Origin of the sequence: Infirmifilum sp. (genome assembly GCF_049970975.1) — an archaeon.
In the GTDB taxonomy this organism is placed as follows: Archaea; Thermoproteota; Thermoprotei; order Thermofilales; family Thermofilaceae; genus Thermofilum; species Thermofilum uzonense.
In genome coordinates, this window is the sequence record NZ_JBMFLX010000001.1 from 1 (window position 1) to 21221 (window position 21221).

The 21221-nt window shown below is 43.8% G+C and carries 28 protein-coding genes; 18 read left to right on the forward strand and 10 right to left on the reverse strand.

Annotation, left to right across the window (positions count from 1 at the left end; genetic code table 11):
- Both ACP5KC_RS00005 and speE read left to right on the forward strand, forming a co-directional pair.
- On the forward strand, window positions 1-216 hold a 216-nt coding region (locus tag ACP5KC_RS00005), incomplete at its 5' end, for a hypothetical protein (protein ID WP_428286692.1).
- A gap of 213 nt (window positions 217-429) precedes the next feature.
- On the forward strand, window positions 430-1365 hold the full coding sequence (gene speE / locus ACP5KC_RS00010; protein ID WP_273433106.1) for a polyamine aminopropyltransferase: 936 nt from the start codon (window positions 430-432) through the stop codon (window positions 1363-1365).
- On the opposite strand, the gene ACP5KC_RS00015 is transcribed toward speE, so the two are convergent.
- Both ACP5KC_RS00015 and ACP5KC_RS00020 read right to left on the reverse strand, forming a co-directional pair.
- A complete protein-coding gene (locus ACP5KC_RS00015; protein ID WP_273433107.1) occupies window positions 1356-2822 on the reverse strand; it encodes an acetyl-CoA carboxylase biotin carboxylase subunit in 1467 nt (488 codons plus the stop codon). The genes speE and ACP5KC_RS00015 overlap by 10 nt on opposite strands.
- Window positions 2823-2832: 10 nt before the next feature.
- Window positions 2833-3615 carry a TatD family hydrolase gene (locus tag ACP5KC_RS00020; protein WP_428286693.1) on the reverse strand — a complete coding sequence of 261 codons (783 nt, stop codon included), beginning with the start codon at window positions 3613-3615 and terminating at the stop codon, window positions 2833-2835.
- A 59-nt stretch (window positions 3616-3674) separates the two neighbouring features.
- Between ACP5KC_RS00020 and ACP5KC_RS00025 the strand changes: the two genes are divergently transcribed.
- From ACP5KC_RS00025 to ACP5KC_RS00040, 4 genes are all read left to right on the forward strand, one after another.
- On the forward strand, window positions 3675-4574 hold the full coding sequence (locus tag ACP5KC_RS00025; RefSeq protein WP_428286694.1) for a polyprenyl synthetase family protein: 900 nt from the start codon (window positions 3675-3677) through the stop codon (window positions 4572-4574).
- Complete coding sequence (locus ACP5KC_RS00030) at window positions 4550-5209, forward strand: class I SAM-dependent methyltransferase (RefSeq protein WP_428286695.1); 660 nt, start codon at window positions 4550-4552, stop codon at window positions 5207-5209. The genes ACP5KC_RS00025 and ACP5KC_RS00030 overlap by 25 nt, the downstream gene beginning before the upstream one ends.
- Before the next feature lie 76 nt (window positions 5210-5285).
- Window positions 5286-5636 carry a PadR family transcriptional regulator gene (locus ACP5KC_RS00035; RefSeq protein ID WP_052883473.1) on the forward strand — a complete coding sequence of 117 codons (351 nt, stop codon included), beginning with the start codon at window positions 5286-5288 and terminating at the stop codon, window positions 5634-5636.
- A gap of 55 nt (window positions 5637-5691) precedes the next feature.
- On the forward strand, window positions 5692-6822 hold the full coding sequence (locus ACP5KC_RS00040; RefSeq protein WP_052883474.1) for an FAD-dependent monooxygenase: 1131 nt from the start codon (window positions 5692-5694) through the stop codon (window positions 6820-6822).
- Here ACP5KC_RS00040 and ACP5KC_RS00045 read toward each other — a convergent pair.
- On the reverse strand, window positions 6800-7561 hold the full coding sequence (locus ACP5KC_RS00045) for a nucleotidyltransferase family protein (RefSeq protein ID WP_052883475.1): 762 nt from the start codon (window positions 7559-7561) through the stop codon (window positions 6800-6802). The genes ACP5KC_RS00040 and ACP5KC_RS00045 overlap by 23 nt on opposite strands.
- Window positions 7562-7702: 141 nt before the next feature.
- Here ACP5KC_RS00045 and eno point away from each other — a divergent pair, with 141 nt between their 5' ends.
- The 8 genes from eno (at window position 7703) to xerA (ending at window position 14414) form a co-directional block, all read left to right on the forward strand.
- Entirely contained in the window at window positions 7703-9007 is a 1305-nt protein-coding gene (gene eno, locus ACP5KC_RS00050) for a phosphopyruvate hydratase (protein WP_052884842.1), read from the forward strand.
- A gap of 44 nt (window positions 9008-9051) precedes the next feature.
- Window positions 9052-9867 carry an HD domain-containing protein gene (locus tag ACP5KC_RS00055; protein WP_273433113.1) on the forward strand — a complete coding sequence of 272 codons (816 nt, stop codon included), beginning with the start codon at window positions 9052-9054 and terminating at the stop codon, window positions 9865-9867.
- Window positions 9868-9922: 55 nt separating this feature from the next.
- Window positions 9923-11143, forward strand: coding sequence for a DegT/DnrJ/EryC1/StrS family aminotransferase (locus tag ACP5KC_RS00060; RefSeq protein WP_424739907.1), 1221 nt, complete (start codon window positions 9923-9925; stop codon window positions 11141-11143).
- A 7-nt stretch (window positions 11144-11150) separates the two neighbouring features.
- On the forward strand, window positions 11151-11843 hold the full coding sequence (locus ACP5KC_RS00065; RefSeq protein WP_052883476.1) for an acetate--CoA ligase family protein: 693 nt from the start codon (window positions 11151-11153) through the stop codon (window positions 11841-11843).
- A 181-nt stretch (window positions 11844-12024) separates the two neighbouring features.
- Entirely contained in the window at window positions 12025-12354 is a 330-nt protein-coding gene (locus ACP5KC_RS00070) for a hypothetical protein (RefSeq protein WP_273433115.1), read from the forward strand.
- 165 nt (window positions 12355-12519) lie between these two features.
- Window positions 12520-13089, forward strand: coding sequence for a hypothetical protein (locus tag ACP5KC_RS00075; protein ID WP_428286696.1), 570 nt, complete (start codon window positions 12520-12522; stop codon window positions 13087-13089).
- On the forward strand, window positions 13076-13543 hold the full coding sequence (locus tag ACP5KC_RS00080) for a bifunctional nuclease family protein (RefSeq protein ID WP_052884846.1): 468 nt from the start codon (window positions 13076-13078) through the stop codon (window positions 13541-13543). The genes ACP5KC_RS00075 and ACP5KC_RS00080 overlap by 14 nt, the downstream gene beginning before the upstream one ends.
- A 1-nt stretch (window position 13544) precedes the next feature.
- On the forward strand, window positions 13545-14414 hold the full coding sequence (xerA, locus tag ACP5KC_RS00085; protein ID WP_052883478.1) for a site-specific tyrosine recombinase/integron integrase: 870 nt from the start codon (window positions 13545-13547) through the stop codon (window positions 14412-14414).
- Here xerA and ACP5KC_RS00090 read toward each other — a convergent pair.
- Both ACP5KC_RS00090 and ACP5KC_RS00095 read right to left on the reverse strand, forming a co-directional pair.
- Window positions 14411-14989 carry a cysteine hydrolase family protein gene (locus ACP5KC_RS00090; RefSeq protein WP_052883479.1) on the reverse strand — a complete coding sequence of 193 codons (579 nt, stop codon included), beginning with the start codon at window positions 14987-14989 and terminating at the stop codon, window positions 14411-14413. The two genes, xerA and ACP5KC_RS00090, sit on opposite strands and share 4 nt — an antisense overlap.
- A gap of 36 nt (window positions 14990-15025) precedes the next feature.
- Window positions 15026-15385, reverse strand: coding sequence for a winged helix-turn-helix transcriptional regulator (locus ACP5KC_RS00095; RefSeq protein ID WP_052883480.1), 360 nt, complete (start codon window positions 15383-15385; stop codon window positions 15026-15028).
- Between the two features lie 5 nt (window positions 15386-15390).
- Between ACP5KC_RS00095 and metG the strand changes: the two genes are divergently transcribed.
- A complete protein-coding gene (gene metG, locus ACP5KC_RS00100) occupies window positions 15391-15717 on the forward strand; it encodes a methionine--tRNA ligase subunit beta (protein WP_052883481.1) in 327 nt (108 codons plus the stop codon).
- Between the two features lie 9 nt (window positions 15718-15726).
- Here metG and ACP5KC_RS00105 read toward each other — a convergent pair whose 3' ends face one another.
- On the reverse strand, window positions 15727-15975 hold the full coding sequence (locus ACP5KC_RS00105) for a ribbon-helix-helix domain-containing protein (protein WP_052883482.1): 249 nt from the start codon (window positions 15973-15975) through the stop codon (window positions 15727-15729).
- 168 nt (window positions 15976-16143) lie between these two features.
- On the opposite strand from ACP5KC_RS00105, the gene ACP5KC_RS00110 reads away from it, so the two are divergent.
- Complete coding sequence (locus tag ACP5KC_RS00110) at window positions 16144-16878, forward strand: 5-formyltetrahydrofolate cyclo-ligase (RefSeq protein WP_273433117.1); 735 nt, start codon at window positions 16144-16146, stop codon at window positions 16876-16878.
- 2 nt (window positions 16879-16880) lie between these two features.
- On the opposite strand, the gene ACP5KC_RS00115 is transcribed toward ACP5KC_RS00110, so the two are convergent.
- Entirely contained in the window at window positions 16881-17441 is a 561-nt protein-coding gene (locus ACP5KC_RS00115; RefSeq protein WP_273433118.1) for an archaemetzincin family Zn-dependent metalloprotease, read from the reverse strand.
- A gap of 84 nt (window positions 17442-17525) precedes the next feature.
- On the opposite strand from ACP5KC_RS00115, the gene ACP5KC_RS00120 reads away from it, so the two are divergent.
- Both ACP5KC_RS00120 and ACP5KC_RS00125 read left to right on the forward strand, forming a co-directional pair.
- Entirely contained in the window at window positions 17526-17912 is a 387-nt protein-coding gene (locus tag ACP5KC_RS00120; RefSeq protein ID WP_052883485.1) for a hypothetical protein, read from the forward strand.
- Window positions 17913-17986: 74 nt separating this feature from the next.
- Window positions 17987-18673, forward strand: a complete 687-nt coding sequence (locus tag ACP5KC_RS00125; protein ID WP_428286697.1) for a DUF120 domain-containing protein — start codon at window positions 17987-17989, stop codon at window positions 18671-18673.
- On the opposite strand, the gene ACP5KC_RS00130 is transcribed toward ACP5KC_RS00125, so the two are convergent.
- Genes ACP5KC_RS00130 through ACP5KC_RS00140 form a run of 3 tightly spaced genes read right to left on the reverse strand, consistent with a single transcriptional unit; the run spans window position 18663 to window position 21197 of the window.
- Complete coding sequence (locus ACP5KC_RS00130) at window positions 18663-19061, reverse strand: hypothetical protein (protein ID WP_273433120.1); 399 nt, start codon at window positions 19059-19061, stop codon at window positions 18663-18665. The two genes, ACP5KC_RS00125 and ACP5KC_RS00130, sit on opposite strands and share 11 nt — an antisense overlap.
- Before the next feature lie 36 nt (window positions 19062-19097).
- A complete protein-coding gene (locus tag ACP5KC_RS00135; protein WP_052883488.1) occupies window positions 19098-19334 on the reverse strand; it encodes a MoaD/ThiS family protein in 237 nt (78 codons plus the stop codon).
- Window positions 19335-19340: 6 nt separating this feature from the next.
- Window positions 19341-21197, reverse strand: coding sequence for an aldehyde ferredoxin oxidoreductase family protein (locus ACP5KC_RS00140; protein ID WP_273433121.1), 1857 nt, complete (start codon window positions 21195-21197; stop codon window positions 19341-19343).
- Between the last annotated feature and the right edge of the window lie 24 nt (window positions 21198-21221).

Below are 21221 nucleotides of genomic sequence, written 5' to 3' on the forward strand. Positions count from 1 at the left end.
TTCCTGGCGATGTTCAAGCATGAGTTGAGATCGGCGTTTACCTCGAGGCCCGAGTCCTGCACAAGCATCGCAGCCTTCAGGTCGTACACCTGCATCCCGCCAGACCTGGGGAAGGCACTCGACAGCATAGATGCAATGCTCAGGGAGCTCGAAGAACTCTCAGCCAGGATTGAAGTCCTTCTCGGAGGCTGGATTCTTTCTCTAGCCTTGACTTGAGAAGCTATCACCTCACCCCTCAAACAAACCGGCGTTCGACAATCATTCAATAAAAAAGAGAAGGTAAATAATGATTACTCTCTAAGTCCCAAAAGAGTGTTGGGGCATGCCCCAGGGAATGGCTCCTCAGGAGAGAGCTGCCATCCACTAGACTCAGAATACTTCCGATCGAAGATGAGATATAAAAGCCGGTATGGCATGAGTAAAAGCGATATGAACAATAGTAGTTCTGAGAAAATAGGAGTATTATGGTATACCGAGTGGCTTAGCCCACTAGAGGCTCATGTTCACGGAATCAAGGAGGTTATCTTTGACGGCTGGACTAAATATCAGCGGGTAACAATTGCGAAGACCGGGTCATTTGGAAAAGTACTCTTCCTAGACGGATATGCCCAAAGCTCCGAATATGACGAGTTCATTTATCATGAATCATTAGTACATCCTGCGATGATTACTCATCCCACCCCGAGAAAAGTCCTCATTGTCGGAGGAGGCGAGGGGGCGACATTGCGGGAGGTATTAAAGCACGACACTGTGGAACACGTGGTTATGGTTGATATAGACCAGGAGCTGGTAGAGCTGGCTAAGAAATACCTCCCCGAATGGCATAAGGGCGCTTTCGATGATCCACGTGTAGAGCTACTCTTTATGGATGGAAAAGAGTATATCGAAAAAACACGGGAAAAATTTGACGTAGTAATACTAGACTTGACAGACCCCATAAAGGATACGCCCGGAGTCTTACTTTACACACGCGAGTTCTACGAAGCGGTCAAGAAGATTCTAAACAAGGAGGGTGTAATGGTTACTCAGGCCACCTCGACAAGATACTATATAAATGCGTTCACAATAATTGGAAACACTCTACGGGAAGTTTTCCCATATGTGAGACTATACAAAGTATTCGTTCCCGCCTTTTATAGCGAGTGGGGATTCGCAATAGGCACGATTTCCAGGGATCCATTGTCCATCCCTCAGGAAGAGGTTAAAAGGCGTCTCGAAGCGATGGAACTCAAGTACTTAGATCCAGAAGCCTACGCGTTTCTATTCCACATTCCACGCTACATGCTGGAAAAAATGAAAAAATACACTCAAGTATCGACTCTAGAAAACCCCTTAGAGTTGGCCCCTTGGAATCATCAGACGTGAGCTCTTGCAAGTAGCCTCCAATAACTGATAGACTTCGACGTCTGTTCCGCCTTCGTCTCAGCTCTTTCTTGGATCATTGTTGTAGTCACAGGCTCCTCCAGGTTTTTGAAGAGTTCTCTTTTCTCTAGAATTTGGGTGGTGTAGGAGCCTTTAACGAAATCCTCATCTTCCAGTATCCTAATCAGAAATAAACGATTTGTTTTTAACCCTCTAATCTCAAGTTCGCCTAATGCACGTTTCAGCCTTCTTGTTGCTGACTCTCTATCATGGCCCCAAGCTATTACCTTCATAAGGAGTGGATCATAAAACTCAGGCACTCTGAAGCCCTCATAGACGCCGCTATCTACTCTTATCCATGGTCCAGCAGGAAGGCTTAAACGTGTTATTAAGCCGGGCGAAGGAGCGAAATCCGATGCGGGATCCTCGGCGTAGATCCTGGCCTCAATAGCGTGACCCCTGAAGGAGGGGTCGGAGAGAGATGAAGGTAAATGTTCCCCTGAAGCTATGGCTAGCTGTTGCTCAACGATATCCACACCAGTAATCATCTCAGTTACGGGATGTTCTACCTGTATCCGCGTGTTCACCTCGAGTAAGTAAAATCTCCTTTCATTTAAATCGAAGAGGAACTCAAAGGTTCCCGCGTTCACATAATTGCAGCTCTGAGCAGCTTTAACAGCCAATGCAAGGAGCTTTTCTCTCTCCTCAGATGTTATCGAAGGGGAAGGCGCTTCCTCTATGACCTTCTGGAATCTTCTTTGCACACTGCACTCTCTCTCGAAAAGATGAATTACTTTCCCGTGCATATCCCCGAGAATCTGAACCTCTATATGTTTAGCCCTGGGAAAATATTTCTCAAGGTAGACCTCGGTTCTCGCGAAGTATGCTTTAGCTAGTCTAGAGGCTTTGGCGATTTTTTCTTTCAGTTCCTCGGGGCTGAAAGCCACAAACATGCCAATACCGCCGCCACCACCTGAAGGCTTCACGACCACAGGATATCCAATTTCTTCTGCTTTAGCCTCTGCCTCCTCCAGACCAACCGGATCAAGTGTACCGGGAACAATAGGTATTCCAGCCTTGGCAAAAAATCTACGGGAGGAGATCTTGTCTCCAGCCAGCTTTAGAACGTCGGGTGTGGGACCTATCCAAGTGAGACCGGCCTCCTTAACCTTTTCCGCAAAAACAGGATTTTGTGATAAGAATCCGTATCCAGGATGTATCGCTTCCGCCCCTGAAGATGATGCAGCACGAATAATTTTTTCCATGTTCAGGTAGCTCTCCCTAGGTTCGGAAGGCCCTATAAAGACTTTCTCATCAGCAAGCTTTACATGAAGGGAATTTTCATCTGCCTCGCTATACACAGCTACAGTTTTTATTCCAAGCTCCTTAGCAGTTCTTATTATGCGAACTGCTATTTCTCCCCTATTTGCTATTAGGATTTTGTCAAAGTATTCTCCCATTACACATTCCCTATCTTAACCCGTAGAATATTAGTGCGTTTTCAGTCGTTATTTTGTCTATCTCCTCAAAATTGACCTCTCTCAATCTGGCTATCTCTTCTATCACATATTGCACTCCAAGTGGAGTGTTTACGCCCCCATCGGGTCCAAGGAAAGGTGAGTCCGTCTCGGTAAGTATGTGTTCCAAGGGAAAGCCCTTAGCTATTTTACGCATGTTCTTAGTGTCTCGGACTTTTAAATTGACTGAGAAATAAAAGCCCATGTCGAGGGCTTTTCTAGCTGTGGTCATGTTGCCTGTGAAAGAGTGCATTAAGACCTTCTCGTCTAGTTTATAGCTAGAGAGAATCTCTACAGCCTCCTCCTCTGCTTTTCTACTATGAATGACCACGGGTTTTCCAATTTTCTCAGCAACCTCGAGCATCTCCAAGAAGACTCTTTCGGAGCGCTTGTATTCCTCCTCGTTTTTTATCCAGAACCTGTCGAGCCCTATTTCCCCTATAGCCACTATCCTATCTTTATTCTCGAAAATGAACTCCTTGTATTTCTGAATTTCTAGATCACTCATTTCAACCACTTGGGTTGGGTGTAAGCCGAGGCTGACGAAAACTCGCCCATTATATCTTTGAGTGAGTTCAAGAGCTATTCTGGCATCTATGAAATCCTCCTTTTTCTCACGGTCGAAAGGGAATGCTGAAGTCACTATTCCCGTTAGGACAGTTGCTGCCTCGGGAAGAACCCTATCCAAGATTTCCTTTAAACCCGGATACGTTAAATGGCAGTGCGCATCGAACACAAATCGGTGTTTGTGGATAGCCTTATATTGCTTATGTAAAGTGATGAAAAAGGTATTTCATGCTGAACGCTGCCACAGTGTACTCCCGGATGAGTGTGCTTCGAGAAATGCTTGAAGCATATATTCAGGATACCCTCTCAAAAGAAATCCCTTACGAGGAGGTTTTCTATGCTCTTAAAGGAGGTAAAGCACTTAGGGGTACACTGGCTCTTTTTATGGCTGAGTGTCTTGGAGGTGATCCATCGATTGCTCTCCCGATTGCATTTGCCTTAGAACTCATGCATTCTGCCTCCCTGATACACGATGATATAATTGACAAGTCGGAAGTCAGACGAGGGAGGGAAAGCTTCTGGAAAAAGTATGGTTTAGAGAAGTCTATAATATACCCACACGTCCTTATGGCCACCGCCATTAAATATGTTTCAAAAGCGGGGATAGAAGCGGTTCGGGAGAGCATGGATGCTTGGAGGAAGGCAGCTATTGGCCAGATTTGGGATATGGAAATCCTTAAAGGAGAAAGGGGCGTCGCCAGTTACATCGACATAGTAGTTTATAAAACGGGCGCTGTATTCGAGGCTTCCTCCGTTCTTCCACTCTACGCTTTAGGATTAGATGGAGGAATCATAAGTACAGCTAAAAAGTTCGGTCTATCTCTCGGTTCAGCGTACCAGATCTTGGATGATCTTTCCGATATCGAGAAGGGAGAAAAGAGCAGCGGAAGCGTTTTAAAACTACTTGAAGAATCTGGTGGAGAGGTATATCCTTATGCTCTAAATCTGTTTAAAGAGGAACTAGATAAAATTCTAAAGAATGCAGCAGAGCTTTCAATCAAACTAGCATATTATGCAAGATATTCTCTGGAAACATTTCTACAGGAGACTAGTGACGCGACCCGCCAAAAAATCCTTGGGATTATAAGTTCGAGGTGGACTTATTGGGGACTACCGGATTATCGGTAAAGCTTTGGCTTCAAGTTGAGGAAGTTTTAAGATATCTCTTTGATGAGGATATCTACGAGAGAGCTAACACTGCGATGAGCCTTGGTCTCCACAAGCTTTTAAGAGAATATGTTTTGAGTATGGTTACTAATACAATCTTAGACGTCGGATGCGGTAAGGGGGAGTATATACCTTATCTTGCAAAAAAATCCGACTTTCTCGTGTGCCTCGATCCAATCCTACCCAGGTTTAACTCGAAGCATCCAAAAATGGATAGGGTTGTAGGTGTTGCCGAGTACCTACCCTTCAGAGATTGGGCTTTCTACTTTGCTACTGCCATGTTTAGTTTTCGGGACTTTTTCGATAAAGCTAAGGGCATATACAATCTGAGGCGTGTCGTTAAAAGAGGCGCGCTAATCCTAGATCTTTTCTCGCCGTCCTACATCCTTCGTCCTCTCTTAGTGCTATATTTCGGTGTTGTTGCTCCTGCTATGGGTTGCCTGGCAACAGGGTGTAAGAAAGGACGGTGGGAGCTAATCTTACCCACCATCTTGCTAATGCCTAGGTCAACCTTTTTCGAAAGAATAGGAGGAAAGATCATGTTAAAAAAGGCATATGGTTTGGTTGCTATTGTGTACTTGCCTCCTTATTTTTGAGAAAAGGTGTCTAAGGATTCGTACAATATTTCAATAAATTTATATATATCCCAAACAAGAAGTATTTCAGGATCCTATGTCTAGGAAACAATCTTCAAGCGATGTGGGGGCACTCCGAGTAAATACAACTATAAAACTTTACACCTTAATCCTCCTAGCAGAAGGGGAAAAACACGGATACGAGCTCATGCGAACCCTTGAGAAAATGATTGGAGCGCCTGTAGGTCCCTCACAAATATATCCCTATTTAAGGAAGCTTGAAGAAGCAGGATTAGTCAAATCAAGAGAAGTGGGGTCACGGGATAAAAGATCTTACAAGCTTACCCGAGAAGGTGTGGAGTTCGTAAGAGATGTTTTGGAACGTTCTCTTTCGGTTATCCAGGCCGCTGTTAAGGTTATCGGGAGAGAAAAAGTGTGCTTACCTTAGGAGCTGAAAAATTCACAATCAATCCTTAAATAAATGATAGTCTCTAAGGGTGCTGATGCTCAGGGTTGTAGTCATAGGCGTTGGACCAGCAGGCGCCGCTGCGTTAAGACGTCTAGAAGAACTTGGTGTGAAAGCCATAGGAATAGAGAGGAAAAAAAGTCTGGAAACACCAACTGTGTGCGGTGAGTTTCTACCTGAGCCAACTGCAATATCTTTCATCTCTAACAAGCCGTCTGTTAAGAAAGCCTATCAGTATATCGCTCTTGCCCGTAAGCTAAACACCTTTAGGGAAGTTCACCTTGAGATAGAAGGAATAAAGACTTTCAAGATGAAGATTCCTGGCTTCACAGTAAACCGTAAGGAACTAGTCGAGAAACTAGCCGGCAACTCCGAGTTGATTCTTGGAGATGACATCGTTTCCGTTTTAAAAACTCCCGATGGATATCTAATCAAGACGCGTAAAGGTGTATCTATAGAATCCGAGTACATAATAGCGGCAGATGGTTTTCCATCTACGACTCGGAGAATCGTGAACTGTCCTGCCCGACTCAGCGAAGTGGATTTGGCTCTAGGCATTAACGTCAAAGCCGAAACCCCCAATATGGACAAAAAAATAGTTTACATGTATGCCTCGCCCAAAACACCCGGTGGTTATGCCTGGATAATACCATACAATGGGTCGGTTTCAAACGTAGGTGTAGGTATAAGGTATAACTTTGTAAAAAAGGGTGAAAACATCTCATATTTACTCGAGGAGTTTATACGACTTAATCCGAAGGGCTTTCTCACCGATTATAGCCTACTTGAAGCGCCGCGTTCAAGGTGGATTCCCGTTTCAGGGTTTTACGGGTCGCCTGTCTGTGGCCACGTCCTCTTTGCCGGTGATTCTTTAGGAGCCACTAATCCAATCAACGGAGGTGGTATATTTACCTCTATGAGTCTAGGAATACTCGCCGCTGATGCAGTCTGGCTCGATAATCCAACTGTTTATGAACAGAGGGCCTGGAATGAAATAGGAAGCATCCTTGAAATCGGTAGAGCTTACAGAAAACTAGTTGACTGGTTTTTCGAAAACTGGAGTTACGCGAAAATTATCTCTTTGTTGCCGAATACATTAATCACAAGGATAATAAAAGGTGAAAAAACACTCCTTTATCCTCTACTTACTCTTGGAACAAGAAGCTAAACCTTTGATCGACCTCTGCGGGTTCGAGCTTCTCATAAGCTTCAGTAGTCCCTAAGTCGAACCAAAAGCTAGAAGTTATATAGCCTCCTACTCGTAAATTCCGTTGAAGGAACATTCCTATTAAGTCGCCCATAATGTCAATATCCTTTTTGTTCTCAGCTATCTCACTCAGATAGTCCAGCGCACGCCTCCTTACGACTAGCACTCCTATTGTTACCGGCTTGCCGAGAAATGGCTTTTCGACAAGTTTTGTCACCCTGTCTCCTTCGAGCTCGGCTACTCCGACAGCAACACGATAATTTGGAGACAATGCAAGCGTTGAAGTGAAGTTTTTCTCCTCATGGAACTTGATCATATCAGCGAGATTAATGTCCGAGAGAATATCTCCATAATATATGAGAACGTTCTCCGCGTTATCTAAGACGCCCTTCAAGTAAGCATTATAGAGGGCTCCACCGTTACCTCCATAGTTAGGGTCATCCCACACATAAGAAATGCTTACACCATATCTCTCTCCTTTATTGAAGTAATTGACTATTTGTTGACCTTTGTACCCCACAAGCATTACAATGTCTCTAATCCCATGATACTTCATCAAACGTACAATGTATTCTAAGAGCGGTTTTTGCTGCGTGCCTATAGGTATCATAGCTTTCTGAAAGTAATAGGTTAAAGGTCGCAGCCTTTTTCCCTCACCCCCGCAAAGAATGACACCAACGGTATTTCCTAGTTCGCCCATACGGTTTTAGTGACGTCAACAAATTATTTGTTTTTATTGGTCACATCGTGATTTTACGAAATCAATGATTAATAATAAAGGTTAAGAAGGATAATTGTTAAAAAGGGGTTTCCTTAATACCATGTGCAAAGCAAAAGTTACTTGTGGGAAGATGACTTTGATATAACAAAGATTAGATCCCGATGGGTTCTTGATTCACGCTCTAATCCTACCGTTGAAACAGAGGTTTATACGCTCGCAGGTGGTTTTGGAAGGGCTATAGTACCTTCAGGAGCATCTACAGGTTCCCACGAAGCACTAGAGTTGAGAGATGGATCCCGCGAATTTCACGGTCGGGGTGTTTTAAAAGCAGTCGAGAACGTGAATACGGTAATAGCGCGAGAGATAATAGGAATGGATTCACGCCGCCAAGAAGACATTGATAAGAAAATGTTAGATATTGACGGGACACCAAACAAATCAAGACTAGGGGCTAACGCAATCCTATCTGTTTCCCTAGCGGTAGCCCACGCAGCCTCAAGCACTTATGGTGTTCCTCTATACTTTTACCTAGGAGGAATGCAGGCCTATCTACTTCCAGTTCCCCTAATGAATATAATTAACGGCGGGAAGCACGCTGGTAACGAGCTGAAGATACAAGAATTCATGATAGTCCCGGTGGGCGCTAAAACTTTCCGTGAAGCCTTGAAAATGGGCAGCGAGACATATAATTCATTAAGAAAAATTTTGAAGGAAAAATACGGCAGCTCAGCCATAAATGTGGGCGACGAGGGAGGTTTTGCCCCTCCAATGAAAAACACACGTGAAGCGTTAGATGCCTTGATAGCAGCCATAAAGGACTCGGGTTATTCTCCCGGCAAAGACATCGCCCTTGCTCTCGATGCTGCAGCCTCAGAATTCTACGACGATAAGAGGAATGTTTATTATCTTGATGGCAAGGAATATTCTCGTGAGAACCTCATCAATTACTATAAAGAATTAGTGCAAGAGTATCCCATTGTTTCAATAGAGGATCCTCTCCACGAGGAAGACTTCGAAGGTTTCGCCATAGCGACGCAAGAGTTAAAGATACAAATCGTGGGGGATGATCTCTTTGTCACTAATGTTAAGAGGATATCAAAGGGCATTGCCTCAAGGGCTGCAAATGCGCTTCTCTTGAAGGTGAACCAGATAGGAACACTGACGGAATCATTAAATGCTGCGAGGCTTGTAACTATGAACAACTACTCTCTTATAATAAGTCATAGGAGTGGTGAAAGCGAGGACGTAACAATCTCGCATATAGCAGTTGCTCTAAATGCTGGGCAGATAAAAACTGGGGCGCCCGCTAGGGGGGAGAGAACAGCTAAGTATAATGAGCTCTTAAGGATTGAGGAGGAGCTAGGCTCTCGAGCCACCTACCCGGGCATAGGTATATTCAAACACTATAAGCTAGGCTCGTTGTAAAGTGAAACTAAAAATTTATTTCTGATGTTAAGATAAGTCATTCTGTGTCTTTGCCTTTGACACATGGTACTGTCGTATCTAAGAATATCCTTAGTAAATGGACGGAAGCAGACCCCTTTGTAAACCGACTGGTTTCTACTCTAGAAAGCGACGAGGAGGTAATAGCTCTACTCGAAATGAGCAATATTAACGCAGTGAAACGTCTTGGATTCAATGATCACGGCCCGGTTCACGCTAGAATAGTTGCAGGTGTGGCGCTAGAGATACTAAACTTATTGCTAAACAGAAATATTGGAATGAGTACTTTGCAGGATGGAACATCTAAAAGCATCGATGAGGTAAAAGCGATACTCGTCCTTGCAAGTTACCTTCATGATGTTGGTAATTCTATTCACCGCGAATACCATGAAATGGTTGGAAGCCTCCTAGCTAAAGATATAGTTGATAGGATACTTCAACAAATATTTCCGAAAATTGGCGGAAGGCGTTACATGTTGCGCCAAGAGATACTCTCTGCAATATTCAGCACTGAATATGATGTGCGAGCATTAACGATGGAGGCCAGTATAGTGAAGCTCGCAGATGGATTAGACATGTCTGAAGGAAGAGCCAGACTGCCCTACAAGATGGGTAAGATTGACATGCATTCCCTATCGGCTCTTAACATTAAGCATGTTGAAATCTCTCCAGCAGAGGACGTTCCTATACTTGTATCAGTTTACATGGATGATCTGGCAGGTTTCTTTCAGGTGGAGCGCGTTCTCATGCCTAAGATTGAATCAACTAAGCTGAAAGGTCTAGTAAGGATAAACATCTATAACGCAAGAGGGGAGCTAGTAGCCTCTATAAAAACAGGCTAAATTGCTCGAAAATACCCTTAATTACCTCGTACTCCATAAAGCTAAGCGACAAAGCATGGAAGTACCAGCCATCGAAGGAGGCAAGCCGCTGCGTGAACATTTTAAAGAGTATTACCCCTCATTCACCGAATACGAAAAACAATTAGTTTTATCCGTATTGGAATCCGGAAGACTAGCCTCTGGTCTAGGCAAGTATGTAAGAGAGTTTGAGGAGTCCTTTGCTAGATTCATAGGGGTTAAGCATGCCCTCGCACTTATGAATGGAACAGCCGCGCTTCACACTGCCGTGGCAAGCTTAGGGATTGGTTCCGGAGATGAAGTTATAACTACGCCCTTCAGCTTTGTGGCAACTGCCACCTCCATCCTTCACAACAACGCGATTCCGGTTTTCGGGGATATAGAGCTGGATACATTGAATCTTGACCCAGAAACGATACCTGACAAGATAACAAACAGAACTAAGGCGATACTCGTTGTCCATCTGGCTGGGCACCCCGCCGAAATGGATGAAATAATGAAAATAGCCCGGGAGCACGATCTAGCCGTCATAGAGGACTGTGCACAGGCTATCGGAAGCGAGTATAAAGGAAGAAAGGTAGGATCCATAGGAAACATTGGAGGTTTTAGCTTCTATCAATCCAAAAATATGACGACAGGAGAGGGAGGAATGATTACGACGTCAGACGAACTCCTTTACCGACGTGCAAAGCTTTTCATCGAGCATGGTTCTGAGGAAAGATACTATCACACCATTCTCGGATGGAACTACCGAATGACTGAGTTACAGGCTGCACTGGGCCTTGGCCAGTTAAAGAGGATTGACGAGTTGAATCGTGCAAGAGAGGAAATAGCTAAAATCTACACAGATGAGCTGGAATCACTAGATGGGTACCTCTTACTACTGCCTAAACCTAAACCGCACGTAAAACATACGTGGCACATCTATCAGGTACTTTTAAAGCTGGAAAACCTGCGAGTAAATCGTGACCGAATAGTTGAGGCCGTAAGAAAGGAAAACCTTCTCGCACTAGTAGCCTATCCTAGAACTATATACGAGAACCCGTTATTTCAGAACCTGAATGCTTACGGTAATGGATGTCCATGGTCATGCCCGTTCTATGGAGCTAAGATCACATACAAGGCTGGCCTCTCTCCCAAAGCGGAGTTTGCCGCCCGAAGCGTCGTAACACTACCGACTCTAGCGGGTATGACAGCTGAAGATGCTATCGACACTGCAAAGGCATTAAAGAAAGTTTTAATATACTATAAAAAGTGATATACCTGTGAGTCATCCAATAATCGAGAAAGCGTTACAGGATAAAAGAACCCTTCTCTCCCTCTCTGAATCTCTCCAAATACTAGAGAGCTATGGATTACCCGTCGTAGACTATGTTTACATTAAATCCCCTGAGGAGGCTACCGCAATTAAAGGTCTCTCTTTCCCTGTAGTTCTTAAAATAGATAGTCCTGACATTGTTCACAAGACTGAGGCGGGGGCAGTGAAGGTGGGTATAAGGGACGCAGATGAATTAAAGAAATCAATAGAGGATATGTTGTCCAGAATCCGCCGGAGCCATCCAGATGCTCGAATAAACGGATTTGTAATCCAGGAGATGGTCCGAGGGGCTCAAGAAGTAATAATAGGAGGATTAAAGGATGAACAGTTTGGTCCCGTGATAGCTTTTGGGATAGGCGGAATACTAGTAGAGGTTCTAAAAGATGTTGTGTTTGAGATAGCTCCCGTAACTCCTGAACAGGCCCTGGGGATGATTCGTAGGATCAAAGGTTACCAGTTACTCGAGGGGTATAGGGGGTTGCCTAAAGCCAACGTAAATCTCTTAGCAGATATTATTAGCAAGGCATCCATAATGTTTACTCAGCTTTCCTCTTTTATCTCCGAAATGGATCTTAACCCGACCTTTGTCTCCTCTGATTGGGTCAAGATTGCCGATGCACGGTTCAAGCTAAACGTTTAGACACGATCAGGGCTCACAGTTTTTTTGTTTGAGTCTACATCAGTCGCGAGAAGACTCGTCACTCGTCCTGTTACCGTCGCCTCATCATCTAATGTTGAATACACAGTTCATTTATATATCGCTTACTTCTGGTTAGAAAAATAAAAATAGAAGTTTTACTAATATATTTGCGGTGACGGCCTTGACCCTTTCCTTTGGAACTCTTCTCGAGTTTCTCATTTCGTGGATAGTAAGTGCTGTGATAATATATATTGCATTGAAGATCTTTCCTGGTAAACAGCAACGAGAAAACATAACCGGGGCTCTAATTGCTGCTCTTATAGGCGAGATAATTTTCGCTTTCTTCAACCTTATAAGAATACCTTTCGGCAATCTACTAGCGATTATAGTGTGGTTGTATGCACTTAGAAAGCTCTTCGGGGTCGGTTGGCTGGGTGCTGTTGTAATTGCTATCCTGATATACATCTTGAGCTTAATAGTTTCACTTATAGGTCTACCTCACCTTCTGTAAGATTACTTCGAGAATAGAATATCTTTTTTAGGAACCTTTGCGTAAGGAGTTGCAGGTGTGTGTAATATCATGGAGGGGAGGATGTCGTATTCTACGCTGAAGTCCATTATATCTCATTATCTCTTAAATGTTTTCTCAGAGCTTTCACAACAAGAGGCTGATTTTATGAGCGATGTAGCTACACAGGACTTCATCAATTATGTTTCGGTAATGAATGACTTCTTACACGATAGTGACTTCTCTATTAAAGCTTTGAACTATATTTCGCGTTTGGCTGATCAAAATCCCTTGGAAATAGATAAAATTCTAAGGGATTGGATTGAGGTATGGGTTCTCAAGTGGAAACAAAGGGTAAAATTAGTCATGGGTGATGATGAGGCGAACAATAAAGCTTACCAGGAATTAGAAGACAAAGTCTCTCCTTTACTCAGCACGCTTGGAGGAGACCTTATTACTTTCAGGAAGTTTGCGATAGGTTCACTTATAAGTTCTGGGGAAGTATGTTTCACAAATCTAATGGCCGACATGATCATAAAGGAAGTTCTTTTTAAAGTCGCTTCGAGTCAAAATAGCGAAGAGGTACTGCGATTCGTGAAATCCAACCCTATTTTCATAGTAAACGAAATTATCAAGAAGGTTAAGGAGCTTAGCAGGTTTAAAGGGAACCTTGTTGTTGTAAGGATTAATCCAGCATTTTTCCAGGAGATGCAAGGTGAGGCAATTGAGTGGTGGTGAAGCCGAACGTTATTTGAAGGCTGAAGTTGTAGGGGTTTACCCTGTAGTTATCGAGTCATCAGGAGCAGCATTCGTGATGCTACTCGAAGCAGCTGAGTGGAAAGGTAAAATGCTGCCCATATACATCGGTGTCAGTGAAGGATTATCGATACAAAATGCTCTATCTGGAGTCAAGATGGAGAGGCCTCTAACGCATGATCTTCTAATAAATATTCTTGAAGCACTGGGAGTTACGATTGAAAAGGTGACAATAGATGCCTTGCTTAACAACACGGTATATACTGCAACCTTAGTACTGAGAAAAGGAGAAGAGGGAAACTCTGAGAGGATCTTCATAGACGCCAGGCCTAGTGATAGCGTTGCGCTGGCTTTAAGAGCCGGCGCCCCTATATATGTAGCCGCCCATCTTGAAGCATATGCCCGGAGTCCTGAAGAACTGGGGTTGAAGGAATAAAATGAGCGGTGCAAATCAAGCAACAGGTCTTTCTAATGATGAACTGGTGAGACTTTACATATCTCATTTGATTGCTAGGAACAGGTCTGAGAGGACTATAAAGTCGTTCCGCAGTATTCTTGAAAGATTTATCGGTTTTCTCGGAAGTAAAAGTGTAATGGAAGTAAGCGTCTACGACATAGATCTCTTTCTAGCTCATCTGCGCCAAAGAGGTTGGAAGCCAGATAGCTTGTACACGGCTGCCGTTGCAATTAAAAGGTTCCTCGAATTTATAGGGAAGAAAGATGTTTTGAAAGACTTCGAACTTCCAAGACGCGAGAAGAAACTCCCTAGATACTTAGAACCCGAGGAAGTTAAAAAAATGCTCGAAGTAGCGGAAGACTCCAAGGAGAAGCTAATCGTGCTCCTCTTGTATACGACAGGCTTGAGAGTTGCCGAACTTGTAAACATTAAAAAATCAGATATAGATCTCGAGAAAAACACTATAAGAGTCAAGGGCAAAGGCTCCAAGGAACGTTACGTGTACTTTCCACCCGGCGTCACTCGACTCCTAGCGCAGGAGCTAAGCCGTAACAGCTCTGAGTGGCTTTTCCCATCTTCAAAGAATCCCAATCATCACATACATTACACTACAGTCGAGAGAATACTGAGAAATCTAGGTAAGAAGGCAGGCCTAGGAAAACGTGTCACACCGCACGTTTTGCGCCACACATTTGCAACCATAAGCCTTGCAAGTGGTCTGGACATCCGCGAGATACAGGAACTTCTCGGCCATTCTAATCTGAATACAACCCAGGTCTACGCTCATGTATCTCGTGAAAGATTAAAGAGAGACTATGAGAAGGTTTGGGGAGCTTTTTCAGGACTTTAAACGATTTCAACCTGATTTGCCCGTAGTTCAACCTCAAGCCGTTTAAGCAGAGTATCTAGTCCAACAAGCTCCGCTCCCGCGAAGTTTTGCATATACTGCAGGCCAACCTTATGCCATTCATCGCTAGCTGCGGCCACACACTCTAAAGGTACGATGACCCTGTAGCCCCTGTAGAAAGCACCCATGACTGTTTGCTGCACGCATATGTGAGTGTGTATACCTGCTACTATCAGCGTGTCAACTCCTAGTTCTCGTAACAGAAGGTCGAGGTCCGTGTACTCGAAAGCGTCGTATCTTCTCTTTGGAATAACAAAGTCTCCAGGAGATGGGGTTAACTCACTAACGATGCGGCTTTCACTAGAGCCTTTCAAGGCATGGGGCCCCCATAATCTTTCCTCAAAATCTATGTTCTGATAGTGCTGATCTATCACGTGTATAACAGGGATGTTCTTACTATGTGCATAATCAAGCAATCTCTTTATGTGAGGGATTATCTGTTCGGCTTTCTCTGCCCGTAGACGACCCCGGACAAATTCTTCGAGCATATCAATAATTAAAACAGCATGTTTGGGCATTGTGTGAAGAATCGGAATCAGAGTTTAAATTGTTTTTCATTCAGGCTTGAGTACAACGACCTTGGGTTTGAGCTCTTCATCTAACTGTTTTAAAAGCGTTGCAATTCTGTGCCCCTTTTCTGTGAGACGTAAAATCCTGTTACCCGGAGCTCCTTTCCTATCTTCCTCTACAAGGTTATATTGTAGGAGCTTCTTGATGTTATTATAGATGGAGGTTGTTGAGAGGCCCGTGGATGGCCTTAAATCGGTAATCTTCTTTTCACCTTCAAGCAGAGCGAGAAGAATAAGATCACTTTCAGTGAATATGATCTTTCTATCTATTTCTTCACCCAATTCAAGCCCCCTATTTTCAAGAGTATATCCGAAATAAAAATTAACCTCTATTTCAAGAACCATATGGTATGTCAACAATCAAACTATCTGATTTCCAGAAGCTCGATATACGTGTTGGTCGCATTCTTGAAGCCCAAGCTATACAGAAAAGTGATAAGCTTATTCTCTTAAAAGTGGATATTGGAAGCGAGGTCAGGCAGCTAGTAGCAGGTCTACGTCCATACTACAAGCCAGAAGAGCTTGTTGGCAAGCAAATAATTGTTCTTGCAAACCTCGAGCCTAAATCGTTAATGGGCTATACGTCTCAAGGGATGTTACTAGCAGCCATAGACGACGGAAAACCAGTTCTGCTGGTACCGGAAAAAGAAGTAAAGATCGGCTCAAAAATAGGATAAAAATTATTTTTAACGGATACCTAAGTGAAGTCCTCGATCGAATCTAGCAGTGTCCATCTCCCTGTAACTGCTAAGGAGTTTTCTGATTGCCTCTCGAATCGCATCACTTCTATTCTGAAAGTATCCCTTCTCGATAAGCTGGTCCAATGCATCAATGAGACCTGTAGGAAGTTTAACTGAGATAACTTTTGTGATCGAAGTATAGTCACCCCTATTTGTCACGTAATAACTGCTTGTAAGATCGTTGCGTGTTGTCATCGAGCATTATATACACGTGCTTAGTATATAGAATCCTCGCATTAAACCGATCGCATAGTTGTAGGACAAATTGATGATCCTAGAATCGCGGAGCCTTAATTACCTTAGAAACTAAGTTCTGGCATCAGAAACGTTAATTTATGAAGGTTCGCTCTAACCTTGAGTTTTATGGCAGAACGGCGTCCTAACTACCAGAAAGAAAAGGAGAATATTCGGAGGGAGACATGGCTTACCCTCGAAAAATATGAAGTAGTCACTACCCCGAGACCTTGTTATGGAAAAATACCAGGCTTCATTGGAAGCTCCGGCGTGCAAACTAAACTCGTAAAACTAGAACATTTCAGAACATCATCGGTGATCTACACCACTCCTGACGTCCCAATGAGAGTTGTACGCGAGGAATCACTCAGGAGGGGGAAGCAGGTAATCCTCTCCCTTCCCGGGTTAAAAGGCTATGTTTTACTGGATTCTGATAAAATACCCCCTCACCGACTAGGATATGCATCGACACTAAGAGGAGCCCTTGCCATGGGCGAGAGGATTAAATGGCCTGAGAATATGAAAATAGATATTGTGTTCATAGGTAGCGTGGCTGTAAATACTAACGGTGCAAGACTTGGAAGAGGCGACGGGCTCTACGACTTAGAATATGGAATACTCCGCGAACTTCACGTTATCTCCGAACGAACGCCCATAGTAACCATTGTCCACGACCTTCAGGTTATCGAGAAGAAGATCCCAATGCTGCCTCATGACGTCCCAGCAGATTTTATAATAACTCCTACGCGTGTATTGATTACATCCACACCCTTTCCACGACCTCCAGGAGTTATATGGGAATCCCTCTCTATCGAGTTCATCAAATCAACTCCTATACTCCGGGCTTTGTTTGGAATTTCATAGAATTATCTTGCTCTAAGCAATCCAGGCGCCTCTATGTTAAGCCTGATCTGACATTGCGCACAAAAAGTCGCGGGCTTGCTATCTACATCATACACCGAGTTACTAAAACGCATAACACAGTTCCGCGAGCAGTGAGGCAGACCAAAGCTATGTCCGAGCTCGTGTAGGCTTTCCTTTAACAATCTTGCACGAAACAGTTGAACAGAGTTTGTAGAGCCGTAAAGATCTGGCTTAAGCCTTTCTGTAAATACTATTCCCCCCCAATTCGGTTTAGCTATTCCGAAAACAAAATTCAATCCCTCGACGAATCCATCTCCATCAATCACTACCAGCACCCTTTGGTGGGGTAAAACGCCTATTTTCTCGGAGAGGTAATCTAAAAGTTTATCAGCCTGAAGCTGTTCTCGCTCCTCTGAATAAACCCCTATCAGCGAGCCTAAAGTAATCGTTTTCGAATCTGTGACGATCGAAGCATTGAAAATAAGTCTCAGCATGTTTTCTAGCCACTCAATATGTTCAATTGGTATTCCTACAGATAATATCTTTATAGCGTATTCAGCCATAATACGACAGTATGTTAAACATACCAAGACATTAAATAAAGTGTTACTGTTATTCCATGGATTGGGACCTTGCTAGGATAGGTTATGTACTACAGGCTAGATGATATACTTGATGAGGCTATAGCTGTATCAGAGGAGAGCATCCGGGTACTTCTGATCACAATTATTGGAGCGACAATTATTTCTCTATTGTTTAATTCTCCGAATGTCTTCTTATTCCCGCCGCTAATAGCATCTTCCTACTTTTTTGTTTCATTTTTACGTAGAATTTATGAGTTTTACCGGAAGGAAGGAAGCAGAGGGCTAGGGTTGCTGTTTGTAGCGCCATCATACGTGACGTTGGTAACAGGTTTTTTAGCTTTCTCGGGTTTTCTATCAACGCTAGCCTACACAATTATATTGATTGGCTTCCTCCTAATGATTGTTTTTAAAATCATTGAGGGTAAACGTGACTTCATCGTTTTAACGTAGCGTTTTCTTTTCAAAAGTTTCATGTTGTACTTAGGAAAAGTTAAAGATAAAAACCAGGGGGGTATAATCAAGTCGTGTCTAATCTCACTAAATACGAGATTTTCCCATTGCTCCTAGAACTAGCTAAGAGGAACTGTCTCAACTTTCCTGAAAGGATAAGTCGGACAGAAATAATAAAATCTCTAGATATCTCTGCATGGCGATTTCGGAAGCTTCTAAAATATGCTGAGGATGAGGGGTATATTGAGCGTGTGCCTCTAGGGCGTTTTATCGCTTTCAAGATAACGCCTCGAGGGAGAGAGTTACTAGAGAGCATCTATGGGGATTTAAAGAGGATACTTGACTCAGGCTTAACCGTTGAGCTCAGAGGTAAAGTTGTTCCTGGTTTGGGCGAGGGTGCGTACTATCTTAGCATTCCACAGTATGTTGAAGCTTTCAAGGAAGCTCTAGGCTTTGAACCCTTCCCTGGAACGCTTAATGTGAGGCTCGATGAGGACTCAGTGAAGAAGAGAGGTTTCGTAAGGAATTCAGGAAAAGGAATATACATTCCGGGTTTTACTTTGAATGGTAAAAGTTTCTGTGGAGTCACAGTCTATAAGGCTGTGATTAGTGCCAATGGAGTATCTGTATTCGGCGCAGTCCTAGATATTGAAAAAACCAAGCATGGAGATGAAATTCTAGAAGTGATATCTCAGGTGAGATTACGTTCAGAGTTAAAGCTGAGAGATGGAGATCCCGTCGAAATAAGGGTTATGCTTTAGGCTCCTCTACTTCTTTCAATTCAAAAATACAAAATCCCTCTTTGAACTCGACAAGTTTCTCACTAATTGCATAAACTCTTCTGCCCGTGAGCGTACGGATACCGGCTGCCACATAGAAGGGAAGAGGACAGTACTCTCTCAATTGGCAATCTGTTCCCTGTACCTTCACTTTAATGCTCTCTCCCTCAATCTCAACATAGCCTTTAAGTTGTACCTTATCGAGTACAATGCCGATCGCCTCATCAATGGAAGATGCTTTCATGTCCTTGAAGACTTCACGGGCAAAGAGCTCTGATGCTACTGCGACCTGGCCCCTTGTAAGGCTGAGCTTTTCAACCAGCTTTCTAATGACTGCAAGCCATAAGTTACAGCAGTGAGGGTCTTGCATCTTGTAAGTATCTATCCAGTGATGTATAAGGTTATTCTAACCTCCTCCGATATGGGGAAGTACCTTGACTTCATCCCCCACCCTTATAGGATGCTCTAGCTCTGCAGGCCTATCATTTACCAGGAAAAAGATTCTACCGAGATGCGGAAGAAGTATAGGGTTTAGGATACTTTTTAGGGTGTAAGTCTTTTCTTCACTTACATCCAATTCTTCAAAGGTTTTGCCGACTAGCTCCGTTACGAAGCCATAATAAAGTATCTTGATTTTTCCCATACCCCCTCAGTAAGTTAGCTGTATAAAACTTTCTAAATCCTTGCGTACGTCCGTTAATCCTAGCCTTTCAAGCGTGGACGCTCTAGGAATGCCTCTGTGATCCCACCCAACATACGAGTAGTAAGCACCCAGCATTTCGTCGTATCTATCTATGTCCAGTCTTGCTCCCTTGAATGGCCCTTTTGTTAGCGGACGTGTAAACCACTTCTTAGGTGGATAGTCCCTGCCTCTATGCCAACCTTTACCTTCAGCTTGGAACTCTCTCACCCAGAAAGCCCGGATTAAAGTTAATACTCTCTCAGCAGCTATCAGAAAATCGTCCCATGTCCAGGATAGCCCCGTAGCGAGGTTAAACAGCCTTACATACCAGTCCAACTCTAGACTTACCTCAACCCAGGGCAACCTACATGATACCAGCATTTCAAAAACCCCACCTCTTATTCTTTGAAGCTCGAATACCCTGAACGCTTTTTGACGTGTATACTCGAACCTTCCGTGTGCTACTTCCCATGATATAACCCATGCGTCTTTATGATGGGCTCCCACCGTGCTTACACCATATGATAGTGCCATGGCCGGTGCGGCGTGGCAGTCATAAGCAGAAACACTAAGTCCCTTAACGTGGACAGCAATTTCATCCCCTCCAAGCTTGAGTGAGGCGTGCTCTAAGCCCTCTGCAAGCAGGTCGCCCAGGCCCCGCCGATAAACGATATCCTCGGATAATTCAAGCATCGAGTTAAAGTCTCCGAAATCAATCTTCTCCTCTATGATTTTGCTTTGAGAGGCCTCCGCTGCAAAACCCAGAGCGGCACCAAGGCCAATAGTATCAATTCCCCACATGTCGGCAAGCCTGTTAAGCCTTGCGATCTTGGCCAGGTCATTAAGACCTATGTTGGAACCGAGCATGGCTACATTCTCGTAGTCAAGTTCAGAGATCTCTCCAGTATCATCTAGAATATAATTTCCGCAGGGCATGTTGCAGTTAGGGCATCCTCGCTGCCCTTTCTTCACCCGCTCCATTGCATTCCCGTCGATATTCTCGCTAAACTCGAAGACACCCTCACTGAAATTATAGGTTGGTAGTACGCCGTTAGCCTGCGACCATTGTATTGTTGACATGGTTCCCTGTCTCATCCAGAAAGAATAAGCCGGCTTCTTCTTAATCTCTGCATATGCTTCGGCTGCTAGCTTTTTATACTCCTCTGGATCGTGGAGCTCAGGAAGTCTATCTCCTGAAAACACTATAGCTTTCAAGTTTTTGCTACCCATAACCGCTCCTATGCCTGGCCTACCACCGCTCCTACCCTCCTGTGACATAACCGTAGCGAGCTTTACCTTATTTTCGCCAGCCGGCCCAATGAGAAGTATACCTGTGTTTCTCCCATGTTTCTTTCGGAGTATCCTCTCGCTGGTAAATGTATCTCTGCCCCAGAGGTCTTCAGCCGGACTAAACTCGACTTTCCCATCGTAAATGTGTAAGTAGACAGGTTTCTCGGATTTCCCTGTTACCACTAGAGCATCGTAACCAGCGTATCTCATATAAACGGCTCCTAAGCTCCCAATATTTCCGTCTCCGTAACCGTGTGTGAGTGGGCTCTTAGCTGCAACGACGAGTTTTCCAGTGCTTGGGCCGGGAAGACCTGTTATAGGCCCTGTTGCTATCACAAGCAAGTTGTGTGGTGAGAAAGGATCTAGTCCTGGGGGAAGGTAATCCCACAATATACGTGCAGCAAATCCTCTCCCACCTATGTATTTTTGGGCGAATGAGCCATCGTATTCATGTATCTTGATCTTCCTATTGGATAAGTCAATCCATAATATCCTCCCATTCCATCCTTTCAGCATCATTTTTATTTCCTGCACAGTACTAGTTAAAACTTATTTCGA